The 16,714-nt window shown below is 60.4% G+C and carries 15 protein-coding genes; 5 read left to right on the forward strand and 10 right to left on the reverse strand.

Translation table 11 applies throughout. The annotated features are described in order from the left end of the window. Positions 1 to 19 precede the first annotated feature (19 nt). The 6 genes from AC1DVE_RS16950 to gcl all read right to left on the reverse strand — a co-directional run bounded on the left by AC1DVE_RS16950 (position 20) and on the right by gcl (position 7,754). Positions 20 to 934 (reverse strand): urea transporter, encoded by a 915-nt coding sequence (locus AC1DVE_RS16950; protein WP_223538121.1) that lies wholly within the window; start codon positions 932 to 934, stop codon positions 20 to 22. A 165-nt stretch (positions 935 to 1,099) separates the two neighbouring features. Then, the gene (pyk, locus tag AC1DVE_RS16955) at positions 1,100 to 2,515 is read right to left on the reverse strand and encodes a pyruvate kinase (protein WP_046037667.1); all 1,416 of its coding nucleotides are present in this window, start codon (positions 2,513 to 2,515) and stop codon (positions 1,100 to 1,102) included. After that, positions 2,505 to 3,785 carry a glycerate kinase type-2 family protein gene (locus AC1DVE_RS16960; RefSeq protein WP_223543338.1) on the reverse strand — a complete coding sequence of 427 codons (1,281 nt, stop codon included), beginning with the start codon at positions 3,783 to 3,785 and terminating at the stop codon, positions 2,505 to 2,507. The genes pyk and AC1DVE_RS16960 overlap by 11 nt, the downstream gene beginning before the upstream one ends. A gap of 153 nt (positions 3,786 to 3,938) precedes the next feature. Next, positions 3,939 to 4,832 carry a 2-hydroxy-3-oxopropionate reductase gene (locus tag AC1DVE_RS16965; protein ID WP_223447959.1) on the reverse strand — a complete coding sequence of 298 codons (894 nt, stop codon included), beginning with the start codon at positions 4,830 to 4,832 and terminating at the stop codon, positions 3,939 to 3,941. A gap of 225 nt (positions 4,833 to 5,057) precedes the next feature. Further along, a complete protein-coding gene (gene hyi, locus AC1DVE_RS16970) occupies positions 5,058 to 5,840 on the reverse strand; it encodes a hydroxypyruvate isomerase (RefSeq protein WP_223460730.1) in 783 nt (260 codons plus the stop codon). 138 nt (positions 5,841 to 5,978) lie between these two features. Next, a complete protein-coding gene (gene gcl / locus AC1DVE_RS16975; protein WP_223460732.1) occupies positions 5,979 to 7,754 on the reverse strand; it encodes a glyoxylate carboligase in 1,776 nt (591 codons plus the stop codon). Between the two features lie 268 nt (positions 7,755 to 8,022). Between gcl and AC1DVE_RS16980 the strand changes: the two genes are divergently transcribed. Both AC1DVE_RS16980 and AC1DVE_RS16985 read left to right on the forward strand, forming a co-directional pair. Then, the gene (locus tag AC1DVE_RS16980) at positions 8,023 to 8,463 is read left to right on the forward strand and encodes a GlcG/HbpS family heme-binding protein (protein ID WP_150757696.1); all 441 of its coding nucleotides are present in this window, start codon (positions 8,023 to 8,025) and stop codon (positions 8,461 to 8,463) included. Positions 8,464 to 8,677: 214 nt separating this feature from the next. Continuing rightward, a complete protein-coding gene (locus AC1DVE_RS16985; protein ID WP_223453508.1) occupies positions 8,678 to 9,136 on the forward strand; it encodes an REP-associated tyrosine transposase in 459 nt (152 codons plus the stop codon). Between the two features lie 119 nt (positions 9,137 to 9,255). On the opposite strand, the gene AC1DVE_RS16990 is transcribed toward AC1DVE_RS16985, so the two are convergent. Beyond that, a complete protein-coding gene (locus tag AC1DVE_RS16990) occupies positions 9,256 to 9,864 on the reverse strand; it encodes a TetR/AcrR family transcriptional regulator (RefSeq protein WP_015096199.1) in 609 nt (202 codons plus the stop codon). Positions 9,865 to 9,998: 134 nt separating this feature from the next. Between AC1DVE_RS16990 and AC1DVE_RS16995 the strand changes: the two genes are divergently transcribed. Continuing rightward, positions 9,999 to 10,913 (forward strand): DUF808 domain-containing protein, encoded by a 915-nt coding sequence (locus AC1DVE_RS16995; protein ID WP_223538125.1) that lies wholly within the window; start codon positions 9,999 to 10,001, stop codon positions 10,911 to 10,913. A 126-nt stretch (positions 10,914 to 11,039) separates the two neighbouring features. On the opposite strand, the gene AC1DVE_RS17000 is transcribed toward AC1DVE_RS16995, so the two are convergent. Then, entirely contained in the window at positions 11,040 to 11,828 is a 789-nt protein-coding gene (locus AC1DVE_RS17000; protein ID WP_223455965.1) for an MlaA family lipoprotein, read from the reverse strand. Further along, positions 11,821 to 13,119 (reverse strand): serine/threonine protein kinase, encoded by a 1,299-nt coding sequence (locus AC1DVE_RS17005; RefSeq protein WP_223455964.1) that lies wholly within the window; start codon positions 13,117 to 13,119, stop codon positions 11,821 to 11,823. Before AC1DVE_RS17005 ends, AC1DVE_RS17000 begins: the two co-directional genes overlap by 8 nt. A gap of 225 nt (positions 13,120 to 13,344) precedes the next feature. Here AC1DVE_RS17005 and AC1DVE_RS17010 point away from each other — a divergent pair, with 225 nt between their 5' ends. Continuing rightward, positions 13,345 to 13,713, forward strand: coding sequence for a hypothetical protein (locus AC1DVE_RS17010; protein WP_477784059.1), 369 nt, complete (start codon positions 13,345 to 13,347; stop codon positions 13,711 to 13,713). A 141-nt stretch (positions 13,714 to 13,854) separates the two neighbouring features. On the opposite strand, the gene AC1DVE_RS17015 is transcribed toward AC1DVE_RS17010, so the two are convergent. Continuing rightward, positions 13,855 to 15,450, reverse strand: a complete 1,596-nt coding sequence (locus tag AC1DVE_RS17015) for a glycoside hydrolase family 17 protein (RefSeq protein ID WP_477784060.1) — start codon at positions 15,448 to 15,450, stop codon at positions 13,855 to 13,857. Positions 15,451 to 15,737: 287 nt separating this feature from the next. Here AC1DVE_RS17015 and AC1DVE_RS17020 point away from each other — a divergent pair, with 287 nt between their 5' ends. Beyond that, positions 15,738 to 16,589 (forward strand): glycine betaine ABC transporter substrate-binding protein, encoded by an 852-nt coding sequence (locus tag AC1DVE_RS17020; protein WP_223543245.1) that lies wholly within the window; start codon positions 15,738 to 15,740, stop codon positions 16,587 to 16,589. Positions 16,590 to 16,714: the final 125 nt, after the last annotated feature.

The raw sequence follows: 16,714 nt of genomic DNA on the forward strand, positions 1-16,714 counted from the left end.
ACATCGCCTTGGCTGAAAATCAGCGCAGCCTAGGTTGATTCTCCCCGGGAGCGCAAGGCGCGCTTTCGACCGTGGCTTTGCCAAGCATTTGCACAACGCTGCGAATCAGCCAGCCGGCAAGAATGAACGGCGCGGTCAGCGTGGGCAGGCCGATGGCGGCAAACACCGGCGTCAGCAACAGCGCCAGGCCGATGCCAAGCAGCGGCAACCACGGTTGGCGACGCTGCGAGCTGAAGGCGAGGGCGGCCAGCACGGCGTTATAGCCACCGAGGCCGAGCAGTGCGGTATAGAAGTCGTGGTGCAACAGGCTCCAGCCCATGCCCGCGACAGAGGCCAATATTGCCCAGCAAAATGCGCGGCGATCAGCGATCAGCAAACCGGCGGCAATCATCGCACCGGCCAGCGGATGGCCGAGGAACATCACCTGACCAATGCCTTTGAGGGGGGCGGTGAGCATGTTCAGGGTGCTGACTTCGATCAAGTGCGCCTCTGTCGAGGGCGTGGCGACGCACAGCAGCAACCAGCCCAGCCCGACGAAGGGCGCGGTGTAGGCCGGCAGGCATTGGCTGAACCGGACGCGCTTGAGCCACTGCTGAGTGATCATCGCGCTCAGGCCTCCGGCGGCCAGAATCAGTGGCGGCATCATCGCCGACCAGGGGAAATACAGGCTCAGTAACAGTCCGAGCAGGACGCCGTTGTAGCTGAACAACCCGGCCTGACGATCAGCCTTGGCATAGTTGCGGCGTTGCGCGGTGAGCAGCCCGGCGACACCACCGAGCAAGGCGCCGCCGAGCAAGGCGGGCGCCGTGAACAAAATGGCCAGGACGCACAGCAGGCCGCACAGCGGATTGCGCTGGAGAAAGATCTGGCTGAAGCCGTTGAGCAATGCTTCGGCCCAGTCGGGGCAGTGGGTGTTGAAATGGTTGGCAGGCATGATGAAGTCTGTGGTGTTTCCGGTGAATCGTGTCGCCTGCTTCGCGAGCAAGTCGGGTCGCCGCATCGCCGCTCCCACATTGAATCTTTGTTCAGTCATTGATTCTGTGGTGCACACAGATCAACTGTGGGAGCGGGCTTGCTCGCGAAGAGGCCAGTTCAAGCGCTAGATCAATGTCTCAATGCGCAAAGAGTTAGTCGACCCCGGCTGCCCAAACGGCACACCTGCTGTGATCAACAGTGTGTCGCCACGCTGCGCCATACCCTGGGCCTGGGCAATTTCCAGTGCCGTGGAGCAGACTTCATCGACCTGACGCAGGCGGTCATTGACCACCGAGTGCACACCCCACGCCACGCTCAGGCGACGGGCGGTTTGCAGGTTCGGCGTCAGGTTGAGGATCGGCACCGTCGGCCGCTCCCGCGCCGCGCGCAGGCTCGACGCGCCAGACTCGCTGTAGTTCACCAGCACCGCCACCGGCAGCACGTTACTGATGCGACGAATGGCGCAGCTGATCGCGTCGGAAACAGTCGCCTCGGCCTTCGGTCGGCTGACGTCGAGTTGAGTCTGATAGTCCGGACCGTTTTCCACCTGGCGGATGATCTTGCTCATCATCTGCACGGCTTCGAGCGGGTATTCGCCGGACGCGGTTTCCGCCGACAGCATTACCGCGTCTGCACCTTCGGCCACGGCGTTGGCCACATCGGTGACTTCGGCGCGAGTTGGCGCCGGTGAGAAGCGCATCGACTCCAGCATCTGCGTCGCCACCACCACCGGTTTGCCGAGCTGGCGGCAGGTGCTGATGATGTTCTTCTGGATCTGCGGCACGCTTTCGGCCGGCACCTCCACGCCCAGGTCACCACGGGCGACCATGATCGCGTCGCTCAATTCGGCAATCTCGCGCAGTTGTTCGACGGCCGAGGGCTTCTCGATCTTGGCCATCAGGAACGCCTTGTCGCCGATCAGGGTGCGGGCTTCGCGGATGTCATCGGGACGTTGCACGAACGACAGCGCCACCCAATCCACACCCAACTCCAGACCGAAGGTCAAGTCGCGGCGATCCTTGGCGGTCAGCGGGCTCAGGTCGAGCACCGCTTGTGGCACGTTCACGCCCTTGCGGTCCGACAGTTCGCCGCCATTGAGCACGGTGGTGTCGATGGCGTCGGCGTACTTGGTCACTACCCGCAGACGCAACTTGCCGTCGTCCAGCAGCAGGTCCATGCCGGGTTCCAGCGCGGCGATGATTTCCGGATGGGGCAGGTTGACCCGGCGCTCATCGCCCGGCGTGGCATCGAGGTCCAGGCGCAAGGCCTGACCGCGCACCAGTTGCACCTTGCCTTCGGCGAACTTGCCGACCCGCAGTTTCGGGCCTTGCAGGTCCATCAGGATGCCCAATGGATAGTTCAGCTGGCGCTCGACTTCACGAATCCACTGGAAGCGCTGGGCGTGGTCGGCGTGATCGCCATGGCTGAAGTTCAGGCGGAAGATGTTGACCCCGGCCAGCACCAGCTCACGGATGGCGTCGATGCCATCGGTGGCCGGGCCGAGCGTGGCGAGGATTTTGACCTTTTTATCAGGCGTCATGTTTAGTGCTCTCAAGGATCAGAATGGCGCGGAAGTCGTTGACGTTGGTACGGGTCGGCTCGGTGACGATCAGGGCGTCGAGCGCCTCGAAGTAGCCGTAACCGTTGTTGTTGTCCAACTCGTCGCTGGCGCTCAGGCCCCGGGCGGCAGCACGGGCGTAGCTGTCCGGGGTCATGATCGCGCCGGCGTTGTCTTCGGAGCCGTCGATGCCATCGGTGTCGCCGGCCAGCGCATAGACGCCGGGCAGGCCCTTGAGGCTGTCGGTCAGGCTTAGCAGGAACTCGGCATTGCGTCCGCCACGGCCATTGCCGCGCACGGTGACGGTGGTTTCACCGCCAGAGAGAATCACGCAGGGCCCTGCCAGTGGCTGGCCATGCAGGACGATCTGCCGTGCGATGCCGGCGTGGACTTTCGCCACCTCGCGGGATTCGCCTTCGAGGTCGCCGAGGATCAGCGGACTGAACCCGGCCTGACGGCATTTCACCGCCGCCGCATCAAGGGATTGCTGCGGGCGGGCGATCAACTGGAAATGACTGCGCGCCAGGTTCGGGTCGCCGGGTTTGACGGTTTCCGACTCGGGGCTTTGCAGCCAGGTGCGCACCGAAGCCGGAACCTCGATGGCGTAGCGTTTGAGGATCGCCAGGGCTTCGGCCGAGGTACTCGGATCGGCCACGGTGGGGCCGGAGGCGATGACCGTGGCGAGGTCGCCCGGTACATCGGAAATCGCATAGGTGTAAACCGTGGCAGGCCAGCAGGCTTTGCCCAGGCGGCCACCCTTGATCGCCGAGAGGTGCTTGCGCACGCAGTTCATCTCGCCGATGGTCGCGCCGGACTTGAGCAGGGCTTTGTTGATCGACTGCTTGTCGGCCAGGGTGATGCCTTCGGCCGGCAGTGCCAGCAAGGCAGAGCCACCACCGGAGAGCAGGAAGATCACACGGTCGTTCTCGCTCAGGTCGCTGACCAGTTCCAGCACACGCTTGGCCACGGCCAGACCTGCAGCGTCTGGTACCGGATGCGCGGCTTCGACCACTTCGATTTTTTCGCAAGGTGCGCCGTGACCGTAACGGGTCACCACCAGGCCGGACACTTCGCCCTGCCAGCAACGCTCGACCACTTGAGCCATGGCGGCGGCAGCTTTGCCGGCACCGATGACAATCACGCGACCGCTGCGGTCGGCAGGCAAATGGGCTTCGAGGACTTGTTGCGGATGCGCCGCGTCGATGGCTGTGGCAAACAGCTCGCGCAGCAATTGTTGCGGATCGACCGACATGGCGGGCTCCCGGAATTCTTGTTATTTGAAGGGCAACTCGGTCCAGTGTGGGAGCGGGCTTGCTCGCGAATGCGGCTTCAAATTCAACAGAGATGTTGACTGACCTGACGCTTTCGCGAGCAAGCCCGCTCCCACATAGGGATGGGGCAGGGCTTACTTCTTGTCGCGAATCGAGAAGTTCGCCATGTGTTCCAGACCCTTGATCAGCGCCGAGTGGTCCCAGTTGCTGCCGCCGATGGCTGCGCAGGTGCTGAACACTTGCTGGGTGTTGGCGGTGTTCGGCAGGTTGATGTTCAGCTCCTTGGCGCCTTGCAGGGCCAGGTTCAGGTCCTTCTGGTGCAGGCTGATGCGGAAGCCTGGATCGAAGGTGCCCTTGATCATGCGCTCGCCGTGCACTTCGAGGATCTTCGAGGACGCGAAACCGCCCATCAGTGCTTCACGCACCTTGGCTGGATCGGCACCGTTTTTCGAAGCGAACAGCAGGGCTTCAGCCACGGCCTGGATGTTCAGGGCCACGATGATCTGGTTGGCCACCTTGGCGGTTTGACCGTCGCCGTTGCCACCGACCAGGGTGATGTTCTTGCCCATGGCCTGGAACAGCGGCAGGGCGCGTTCGAAAGCGTCGGCATCGCCGCCGACCATGATGCTCAGGGTCGCAGCCTTGGCGCCGACTTCACCGCCGGATACCGGGGCGTCGAGGTATTGCGCGCCTTTTTCATTGATCTTTGCAGCGAAGGCCTTGGTGGCGGTCGGCGAGATCGAACTCATGTCGATGACGACTTTGCCCTTGCCCACGCCAGCAGCGATACCGTCGGCACGGAACAGCACGTCATCGACCTGCGGGGTATCGGGCACCATGACGATGATGAACTCGGCTTCCTGGGCAACTTCTTTCGGGTTCGCCAGGGCAACGGCGCCAGCGGCGATCAGGTCGGCAGGCGCAGGGTCGTGGTGGGCCGACAGGAACAGGCTGTGACCGGCTTTCTGCAGGTTCGCCGCCATTGGGTGGCCCATGATGCCGGTGCCGATAAATCCGATTTTAGCCATGAGAAAATCCTCTTGTTTTTATGTAGCCAAATTTTGTCTACGTAGCTGAGACGAGCACACCCTGTGGCGAGGGAGCTTGTCGGATCGCCGCATCGTCCCGCTCAGCTGCGAAGCAGTCGTAAATCCTGAGAGCCGGTTCTGCCTGATTCACCGCAGTGAATGGTTTGGGGGCGCTTCGCACCCCAGCGGGAGCAAGCTCCCTCGCCACAGAAACCCTGTTTAATCTCAGATCGCGTTATGAGTTTTCAGCCAACCCAGGCCCGCTTCAGTGGTGGTCAGCGGCTTGTATTCGCAGCCGACCCAGCCCTGATAACCGATGCGGTCCAGGTGTTCGAACAGGAAGCGGTAGTTGATTTCACCGGTGCCTGGTTCGTTGCGCCCCGGGTTGTCCGCGAGCTGCACATGGTTGATCTCGCCCAGGTGCGATTGCAGGGTGCGGGCCAGATCGCCTTCCATGATTTGCATGTGGTAGATGTCGTATTGCAGGAACAGGTTGGCGCTGCCGACCTGCTCGCGAATCGACAGGGCTTGCGCCGTGTTGTTCAGGTAGAAACCTGGGATGTCACGGGTGTTGATCGCTTCCATCACCAGCTTGATACCCGCCGCTTGCAGCTTGTCGGCCGCGTACTTGAGGTTGGCGACGAAGGTTTTCTCCACGGTGGCATCGTCAAAGCCCTGCGGACGAATACCGGCCAGGCAGTTGACCTGGTTGTTGCCCAGCACTTGCGCGTAAGCGATGGCCAGGTCGACACCGGCACGGAACTCTTCGACCCGGTCCGGCAGGCACGCGATACCGCGCTCGCCCTTGGCCCAGTCACCGGCCGGCAGGTTGAACAGCACTTGGGTCAGACTGTGTGCGTCGAGCTGGGCCTTGATTTCGGCGGAGCTGAAGTCGTACGGGAACAGGTATTCGACACCACTGAAGCCGGCCTTGGCGGCCGCTTCGAAACGGGCGAGAAAGTCCTGTTCGGTGAACAGCATGGACAGGTTGGCTGCGAAACGCGGCATGGTGGTCTCCCGTAAATGTGTGAAGCCCCCTTGTAGGAGCGAGCTTGCTCGCGAAAGCGGTGGGTCAGTCAACATCTCTGTTGGATGTGAAGCAGTCTTCGCGAGCAAGCCCGCTCCCACAGGGGGAGCGGTCAGCAGTTAATCGAGCAACGAAATCGCGGTCGGTGCGTCGTCGCCGACCAGCGCCAGGTCTTCGAATTCGTTGACGGCGTTGATCTCGGTGCCCATGGAAATGTTGGTCACGCGCTCCAGGATGATTTCGACGATCACCGGAACCTTGAACTCTTCGATCAGCTCCTGGGCCTTGCGCAGGGCAGGCTGGATCTGAGCCGGTTCGAACACACGCAGTGCCTTGCAACCGAGGCCTTCGGCAACTGCGACGTGGTCGACACCGTAACCGTTGAGTTCCGGGGCGTTCAGGTTGTCGAAGGACAGCTGCACGCAGTAGTCCATGTCGAAACCGCGCTGCGCCTGACGGATCAGGCCCAGGTACGAGTTGTTCACGACAACATGTATGTACGGCAGCTTGAACTGCGCGCCCACCGCCAATTCCTCGATCATGAACTGGAAGTCATAGTCCCCCGACAGGGCCACGACTTTACGGTTCGGATCAGCCTTGACCACGCCCAGTGCTGCAGGAATGGTCCAGCCCAACGGGCCAGCCTGACCGCAGTTGATCCAGTGGCGCGGCTTGTAGACGTGCAGGAACTGCGCGCCGGCAATCTGCGACAGACCGATGGTGCTGACGTAGCAGGTGTCTTTGCCGAACACCTGGTTCATTTCTTCGTAAACGCGTTGCGGCTTGACCGGCACGTTGTCGAAGTGAGTCTTACGCTGCAGGCTGGCTTTACGCTGCTGGCAGTCTTGCAGCCAGGCACTGCGGTTCTTCAGCTTGCCGGCGGCTTGCCATTCGCGAGCGACTTCGATGAACACGGTCAGCGCGGCAGCGGCGTCGGAAACGATGCCCAGGTCCGGGGTGAACACGCGGCCGATCTGGGTCGGTTCGATATCAACGTGAATGAACTTGCGGCCTTCGGTGTACACGTCAACGGAACCGGTGTGACGGTTGGCCCAACGGTTGCCCACGCCCAGAACCACATCGGACTTGAGCATGGTTGCGTTGCCGTAGCGGTGCGAAGTCTGCAGACCAACCATGCCCACCATCAGCGGGTGATCGTCCGGGATGGTGCCCCAGCCCATCAGGGTCGGGATAACCGGAATACCGGTCAGCTCGGCGAACTCCACCAGCAGGTCGCTGGCATCGGCGTTGATGATGCCGCCACCGGCCACCAGCAATGGGCGCTCGGCCTGATCCAGCATGGCCAAGGCTTTTTCAACCTGGACGCGGGTAGCGCTCGGCTTGGCCAATGGCAGCGGCTGGTAAGCATCGATGTCGAATTCGATTTCGGCCATCTGCACGTCGAACGGCAGGTCGATCAGCACCGGGCCTGGACGGCCGGAGCGCATTTCATAAAAGGCTTTCTGGAACGCGTAAGGCACCTGGCCCGGTTCCATGACGGTGGTTGCCCACTTGGTCACTGGCTTGACGATGGTGGTGATGTCGACAGCCTGGAAGTCTTCCTTGTGCATACGGGCGCGGGGTGCCTGGCCGGTAATGCAGAGGATTGGAATCGAGTCGGCCGAGGCGCTGTAGAGCCCGGTGACCATGTCGGTGCCGGCAGGGCCGGAAGTACCGATGCACACGCCGATGTTGCCGGCCTTGGTGCGGGTGTAGCCCTCGGCCATGTGCGAGGCGCCTTCAACGTGGCGAGCGAGTACGTGATCGATGCCGCCGACCTTTTGCAGGGCGGAGTACAACGGGTTGATGGCGGCACCCGGGATGCCAAAAGCGGTATCGACCCCTTCACGGCGCATCACCAGAACGGCGGCTTCGATTGCTCTCATTTTGCTCATGGTTTTGTGCCTCTTTACGTTTTGTAATTGTATACAAGTGGCTTTGCGCAGAGTGTATTCACGGCGGACGGCGCAGGTCAATCCATTTTCTCAAGCGCTTGTTTCATTCGTCGGAAGCCCGTTCTACTGTGGCTTTTCGTCGCATGTGGCGCCTTTCGAGAATTATTGTATACAAAAAAATAATTCATTGTGTTCTATTTGTTGCATCGGGCTGCGACGCAAGCGCGCAGCCCACCGACTTTCCGAAAAACAAAATGAGGACGGCACCATGAGCGCTTTAACCTTGAAAGTCGCAGTCAACCTGGTCAACGAGGCCATTACTGCAGGGCGTGCAATCTCTGCGGCACCCTTGACCATTGCGGTACTGGATGCCGGCGGGCATCTGATCACCCTGCAACGCGAAGACGGCGCCAGCCTGCTGCGCCCGCACGTCGCCATCGGCAAAGCCTGGGGCGCCATCGCGCTGGGCAAGGGTTCACGCCTGCTGGCGCTGGACGCCCAGCAACGCCCGGCGTTTATCGCCGCGTTGAACAGCCTGGGGCAGGGCAGCGTCGTGCCGGCACCGGGTGGTGTGCTGGTTCGCGATCAGGACGGGAACGTGCTGGGGGCGGTGGGGATCAGCGGCGATCTGTCGGATGTTGACGAGCAGTGCGCGATCAATGCCATCGAGGCGTTGGGGTTGGTGGCGGATGCTGGGGTGGCGGCTTGATCTTCGCTGACTGAACTACCGCTTTCGCGAGCAAGCCCGCTCCCACATTGGATTTTTTGCGTACACAAATTTTGTGAACGACAGCGATCAAGTGTGGGAGCGGGCTTGCTCGCGAAGGCGATCTCCCAGACACATCCAGCTAAAGGTCTACCCCATTATCCTGTAGCCGCTGAACTAGCCTTTCCATGACTTCAACATGAGAGAGGGCAAGGGAATGCCTGAGCTGTCAGCATCACACCGCCTGCGCATCGGCCGCTACGCCGAGCAAAACCGCATTTACCTACTGACTGCCAATACCCTGAAACGAGAACCTGTTTTCAGGGATTACACCCTTGGCAGACTGGTTGTTCACCAATTCAGGCAAGCACAGGATGACGGCTTTGCCGAGTCGTTGGCCTGGGTGGTCATGCCCGATCATTTTCATTGGTTGATTCAATTGAGTAAGGGTTCGCTCGGTCAACTGATGTGCCAAACAAAATCCTTGAGCACCCGAGCAATTAATGCGGCAACTGGCAGAACGGGGAGTCTCTGGCAACCGAGTTTTCATGACCGTGCGCTGAGAAAAGATGAAGATCTGGTAAAGCTGGCTCGATATGTTGTGGCTAACCCATTGCGGGCAGGGCTGGTCGAGAAGCTTGGTGACTATCCGTTGTGGGATGCGATCTGGGTTTAATCTAAAACCGAGTTGCCGCCATTCGCGAGCAAGCCCGCTCCCACATTTGACCGAGTTTCGCCAGGAGGATAGAGATTAAATGTGGGAGCGGGCTTGCTCGCGAATAGCCTTGATACGGTCTACCGCTCGGGCTCACACCCCTTCAACACCAACCGGATAATCGTCTGTGCCGCCGCTTCATAATCTTCTTCATCCAGCCGGGCCTTGCCGGTGATGGCGGTGATCTGCCAGTCGAAGTCGGCGTAGGTCTGGGTTGCGGCCCAGATGCTGAACATCAGGTGATTGGGGTCGATGGGGGCGATTTGCCCGCGGTCGATCCAGGTCTGGATGCACTCGATGTTGTGTTTGGCCTGGCCATTGAGCTGTTCGACCAGATCGCTGCTCAGGTGGGGGGCGCCGTGCATGATTTCGCTGGCGAACACCTTGGAGGCGAAAGGCAGGTCGCGGGAGATGCGGATTTTCGAGCGAATGTAGCCGCTGAGCACTTCACCGGGTTCGCCGTCTGGATTGAACGGTGTCGAAGCCTGCAGGATTGGCTCGATGATACTTTCCAGGACCTCGCGGTAGAGGTTTTCCTTGGATTTGAAGTAGTAGTAGACGTTGGGCTTGGGCAATCCCGCCTTGGCTGCGATGTCGCTGGTTTTGGTCGCAGCGAAGCCTTTGTCGGCGAATTCCTCACTGGCGGCACGCAGGATCAGTTGTTTGTTGCGCTCGCGGATAGTGCTCATAAACCGGGTGATTCCTTGCCTATTCTGGCGGTTGCGCATGGTATCACCGGCCTCGCGCGGCGCTCAAGAATGCACCGCAGCCCGTGATGCCGCGCTATGCTGCTGCGCATTCATTGCAGAAGGAAACCTGATTCATGGCAGGAAGCAGTTTGCTGGTGCTGATTGACGACATTGCCGCCGTACTGGACGACGTGTCATTGATGACCCAAATGGCCGCCAAGAAAACGGCCGGCGTACTCGGTGACGACCTGGCACTCAACGCCCAGCAAGTCAGCGGAGTGCGTGCCGAGCGGGAAATCCCGGTGGTATGGGCGGTCGCCAAGGGTTCGTTCATCAATAAATTGATCCTGGTGCCGTCGGCGCTGGCCATCAGTGCGTTCATTCCGTGGCTGGTTACACCGCTGTTGATGGTCGGCGGTGCCTATCTGTGCTTCGAAGGCTTTGAAAAACTCGCCCACAAGTTTCTGCACAGCAAGGCTGAAGATGTCGCCGAGCATGCGCAGTTGGTCGAGGCGGTGGCTGACCCTGCCACCGACCTGGTGGCGTTCGAAAAGGACAAGATCAAAGGCGCGATCCGCACCGACTTCATTCTTTCTGCGGAAATCATCGCCATCACCCTCGGCACCGTGGCCGGTGCTCCATTGACCCAGCAAATCATCGTGCTTTCGGGCATTGCCATTGTCATGACTGTCGGCGTGTACGGATTGGTGGCGGGTATCGTCAAGCTCGACGACCTGGGCCTGTGGTTGACCCAGAAACCTGGGCAGATGGCGAAAAGCATCGGCGGTGGGATTCTGCGTGCGGCACCGTACATGATGAAAAGCCTGTCGGTGATCGGCACGGCGGCGATGTTTCTGGTGGGCGGCGGGATCCTCACGCACGGTGTGCCGGTGGTGCATCACTGGATCGAAAGTGTCGGTGCGGCGGCGGGTGGCGGCGGATTTATCGTGCCGGTGCTGCTCAATGGCGTGGCGGGGATTGTCGCAGGGGCGGTGGTGTTGGTTGGCGTGATGGCTGTCAGCAAGATCTGGAAAGCCCTGAAAGGCTGAAGTCAGCACATAACAAATGTGGGAGCGGGCTTGCTCGCGAATAGGGTGTGTCAGACACAATGATGTCGAATGACACACCCTATTCGCGAGCAAGCCCGCTCCCACATTGATTTACAGCTGCCGGAATTACTCGGCGATCTGCAACTTGCGCGCTTCGGTGTACACGTAACGCACTTTCTCGTACTCGAACGGCGAGTTCATCTGGCCATAGCGGAAGTTGGTCTGGTGGCGCTTGTCGATGCCGCGCAGGATCCACACTTCCGGATGGTTGGAGCTGACTTCGGCGACGTTGAGGAAGTTGATCGCACTCTCGGCTGTGTAATCCACCGCCAGGCCGCCGGTGTCACGCAGGTTCGACGGACCGAGGATCGGCAGCATGAAGTAAGCGCCGGCCGGTACGCCGTAGAAGCCCAGGGTCTGGCCGAAGTCTTCGCTTTGGCGCGGCAGGCCCATGGCGGTGGCCGGGTCCCACAGGCCGGCGATGCCGATGGTGGTGTTGAGCAGCAAGCGTCCGGTGGTTTCCAGCGAGCGCTGGCCCTTGAGTTGCAGCAGGCTGTTCAACAGGTTTGGCACGTCGCCGAGGTTGTTGAAGAAGTTGCTGACACCGGTACGCAGGAAGCTCGGGGTGACGTAGCGGTAGCCATTGACCACCGGCAGGAACACCCATTGGTCGAAGCGGTAGTTGAAGTGATAGACGCGCCGGTTCCACTCTTCCAGCGGATCGTAGACAGCCAGTGCGCTGAGCGTCGAGCGCTCGAACTCGCGTTGGTCCAGGCCCGGGTTGAATTTGAGTTTGCTCAGCGGTTCCTTGAAGCCGTCACTGTCGACGACCACGGGGGCGTTGGCTTTGCTGTTGTCTGCATTGGCGACGCCTGCACAGAGTAACGCTGCGAAAAGCAGGAGATATTTAGCCACGGAAGAACTCCAGCATGGCGTCGCTGTTGACGCGGTAGTTAATGTTGCCGCAGTGGCCGCCGTACGGGTAAACGGTCAGGCGATCACCGAAGGTCCTGCGCAGGAAGCCCAGGTCGCCAGGGCCGAGGATCACGTCATCGGCGTTGTGCATGACCGCGATTTTCGGGCTTTCGTGCAGATAGTCCTTCAGCGCATACAGGCTCACCTGGTCAATCAGTTGCAGCAGGCTGCCGCCGTCGGTGCGGGCGCGCCACATCGGGATCACTTGTTCGGTGATGTAGCAGTCGAAGTCGCATTGCAGTGCACGCTTGAGGAATGGCGTGAGGCTGGTGCCCTCGGTGATCGGGAACTTGGGTGGGGTGATCAGGCCGCGACGGTTGATCAGGTCCGAAGTGAAGGCAATGTCGGCCGCCGAAAAGCGGAACGAGGTGCCGATCAGCATGGCCATCTGTTCGTTGGTCAGGTGCTGTTTGGACTGCTGGAAGTCGTAGAGCAGGGCGTCGTTGAGGTCGATGTAGCCCTTTTGCTGGAAATAGCGGGTCAGCTTGTTCAGTACCAGTTCATAGAACGTGGTGCTGTTGTTGATGCCCTTGACCTCGGTCTGAACCAGCTTGTCGAGGTTGGTGATCGAGGTGTAGAGGTTGACCGGCGGGTTGAGCAACAGGACTTTCTTGAAGTTGAAGCTGCGGCGGGTTTCGTCCAGGTGCGCGACGAAAGCGGCGTCCAGTGCACCGAGGCTGTACCCGGTCAGGTAGTAATCGGTGACCGGCACTTTCGGGTTCTGTGCCCGCACTGCCTGCATCACCCGGTACATGTCTTCGGCGTCTTCCTTGGAAACACCCGGCGTGGCGAAGCGTGAAGCGGAACTCATGAAGTCGTAGCTGGTGGGCGATGACAGCTGCACCACGTGGTAACCGGCCTTGTAGTAGAGCTTCTTCAGGTATTCGTTCAGGCTGCTGTCATAACGTGCACCGGTGCCGGCGATCAGGAATATCAGCGGCGCGGCGTGATCCTGCGTGGCAATGCGGTAGTCGAGTTTCTTGACCGCCCAGAAATTGTCCGGCAATTCGAACGCCCGTTCCGGACGCAAGGTGACGCTGCGCACTGTCTGATCGATGTCATCGTCCAGGGGTAACTCCGGACGCAAGTCCGGCGGCGTGGTCGCGATGGTCGCCTCGAACGGATTGGTCAGGGGGTAGCCGTAACTGGCGGCGTCAATATCGACCGCCAGTGCGGACGCACTCAATATAAGGCCGCCAAACAAGGCGGCGAAGCGCAAGGAACGGAACATGACTAAATCCCTTAGAAGAAGGTGCCGAATGAATTTCGCAGGCTATGACCACCGGATCTGCGCCAAAGTGCCAACCATCGGCACCAAACAGGCTTAATTTCGAAGTAATAGTAGCTGGACGATACACTTTGCAGCGATTGAATGACCAGTTAACAGTTGTTATCGCTTGCGAAACGCTTTCGGGCGATTAAGCTGGCCGCCGTTTTTCGCCAATTGGAGTGTTTCATGTCTCGCCGCCTGCCCGTGATTCTGCTGCTTGTTTTACTGCCTGTATGGCTGGCCGCCAGTTATGGCGCGCGTTATGGCTTCATGGAGGATGCGCAGTGGGTCGGCATTTGCGTGGATGAAGCGAATCGCTGGGAATGCCAGGTGCGATCGAGCCTGGGGCTGATGATCCATTTCGGGGTGCTGGGCTGGGCTGCGCTGGGCGCGGCGATCATCGGCTTTGTCGTGCCGGGGCGGGCAGGCTGGTGGCTGGCGGTGCTGGCGCTGGTGTTCGGGTTTCCGGCGCTGGCTTTGTACAACACGACGTTGGCGGTGTTTGCGGTGGTGATTGCCGGGTTGCGGTTGGTCAGGGTTTCTCGCGGCGTTTAAAAGTCCGTCTTCGCGAGCAAGTCGGATCGCCGCACCGCCGCTCCCACAATTGATCTTTGTCGCACACAAATTTTGTGTTCACTGAAGGTCTACTGTGGGAGCGGGCTTGCCCGCGAAGAGGCCGGTTAAGTCGCTAAAGAGTCAAGCCTTGCGAACCCGCAGGCAGCGCCACAACGCAGCCACCATCAACACACTCACCAGCGCCCAGCCCCAGGCCTGCTGATTTTGCAAACCTTCACGAAACAGCTGCGGCGCAATGCCGGCACCAATGATGAAGGTCAGCAACGCAATCTCGCGGCGTGGCACGCTCACCGGGCGGCACAGATAAACCAGCGCAGGCACGATGAACGCGACACTCGGGAAGCTGCGATAACGCGGATCGAACACCAGTTCCAGCATCATTACGGCCGCCGCGAAACCTGTCGTTGCAACCAGCCAGCCAGCACGATCCTCCAGTAAATTGAAAGCCCGTCCGCGCCAGCCGCTACGTGGACTCAGTGTCAGTGCGGCATGGGCCAGCACCAGCAGATTCAGAGCGGTCAGCAATCCGACCCACAACCACTCACTGGTAAAACGCGTGGTAACCCGTGCCAGGTCGCCAAAGGCGCCAATCGAACACGCAGCCAATGCACCGAGCAGCGGCAGCACCAGTGCCGAGCGCGTCGTGCGGAGCCGTCCACCGAGCAGCAACGTGCCGATGAAGATCAAGCCGCCCACCGCCAGCCATTGCGACCAGTACGGTACGTTTGTCACTGGCCCGGCCAGCACGCCCTTGTCCTGGCGATCGGCATCGAACAGCCCCCAGTAACCGCCGACCGCACCTTCACTGGCGCGTTTCCATGGCTGGTCGAAGGCTTCGATCAGGTTGTAGTGCCAGCCCTGTTGCTCGGCCATGGCGACAAAGCCGCGAATGAATCTGGCTTCGTTGACCCGGCTCGGCAGGGCGGTTTCGCGCTGGCGACCTTCGCTTGGCCAGCCGGTTTCGCCGATCAGCACATCCTTGGGTGCGAACCTGTTGCCGAACACCTGGCGTACTTCGGCCACATGTTGCAGGGCGGCGTCGATGTTCGACGGATCATCTTCCCAATACGGCAGCAAGTGGATGGTCAGGAAGTCCACGGCAGGGGCGATTTCCGGATGCTTGAGCCAGAACTCCCAGACGTCGGCGTAGGTGACAGGCTGTTTGACCTGGCTCTTGACCTTGTTGATCAGCCTCACCAATTGCGCGCCGGTGACTTCCTTGCGCAGCAGGGTTTCGTTGCCGACGATCACCGCGCTCACCACATCCGGGTTGGCGTTGGCCGAGGCGATCAGCAGGTCGACTTCTTTCTCGGTGTCCACCGGGTTGCTGTTGACCCAGGCGCCGATCATCAACTTCAAGCCATGCTTGCGCGCCAGGTCCGGCAGGGCTTCGAGGCCGGTCATGGAATAGGTGCGGATGCATTCGAAGCTTTTGGACAGCAGCGCGAGGTCGGCATCCATACGCTCGGGGCGCAAGTTGAATGGCACGTCAAACGGCGATTGATCCTTGTCGAATGGCGTGTAAGAGGCGCATTGCAGCTTGTGCGTCGCGCTGGCGACATCCGGCAGGATCACCGGTTTGCCGAGGCCGTACCAGAAGCCGCCAAGGGCAAACAGCCCGAGCAGGCAAGCGAATAGATAAGCAGCAAAAGGGAAGCGGGATGTCGCGGACATGGTCAGGCCGTGTGGGAGCAAAGCGGCGCATGTTACCTGCATTTACCGCGTGCTTGGTGGCCTGCATGATTTTGACATGCAAAGTTCGGGCGGATTGGCAGGGAGGGGTGTTGCGCTGAAGATTAATGGCTTTCTGATGTCGTTTCTCGATGGCTTGAGGTCGCTGGCAGAGCAGGTCGCCATGGGCTTGAGGTTGATGATCGGCGTGTCAGTACTCCGCTGATGTTCGGACGAGTTTGCTGTGAGGCGTGAAGGGGGCGCTGTGCACCATAACAATACGTTTAAGCGACTCGGCATCCGTCGAGCGCAGCACTTTCGGGGAAGTAACGATGAAGATGCGACGACTCTTGGGCGCAGGTGCCGCTTTGGTGCTGGCGATCAGTTCTACCGTGGCCAGTGCCGCCGGGAAGGAAGTGACGATCGGTTATGTCGACGGCTGGTCGGACAGTGTTGCCACGACGAACGTGGCTGCCGAGGTGATCAGGCAGAAACTCGGTTATGACGTGAAGCTGCAAGCCGTTGCCACCGGGATCATGTGGCAGGGCGTGGCCACAGGTAAACTCGACGCTATGCTGTCGGCCTGGCTGCCGGTGACACACGGTGAGTACTGGACGAAGAACAAGGATCAGGTCGTCGACTACGGCCCGAACTTCAAGGACGCGAAAATCGGCCTGATCGTGCCGGAGTACGTCAAGGCCAAGTCCATTGACGACCTCAAGACCGACGACACCTTCAAGAACCGCATTGTCGGCATCGACGCCGGTTCAGGCGTGATGCTCAAGACCGACCAGGCGATCAAGGACTACGACCTGACCGGCTATCAACTCAAGGCCAGTTCCGGCGCCGGCATGATCGCCGAGCTGACCCGTGCCGAGAAGAAAAACGAATCCATTGCCGTGACCGGTTGGGTGCCGCACTGGATGTTCGCCAAGTGGAAACTGCGCTTCCTCGAAGACCCGAAAGGCGTGTATGGCGCGGCTGAAACCGTGAACAGCATCGGCAGCAAGGGCCTGGAGGCCAAGGCGCCGGAAGTGGCCAAGTTCCTGAAGAACTTCCAGTGGGAATCCAAGGATGAAATTGGCCAGGTGATGCTGGCGATTCAGGACGGTGCCAAGCCTGAAGCCGCCGCAAAGGACTGGGTCGCCAAGCACCCTGAGCGTGTGGCTGTCTGGACCAAATAACAGGCACCTCGCTTTAAATTGTGGGAGCGGGCTTGCTCGCGAAAGCGGTGTAACAGTCAACAATAATGTTGAATGTTATGGCCCCTTCGCGAGCAAGCCCGCTCCCGCACTTGTTTATGGCGTGC

The sequence above is a fragment of the Pseudomonas sp. P4_B4 genome, assembly GCF_056402255.1.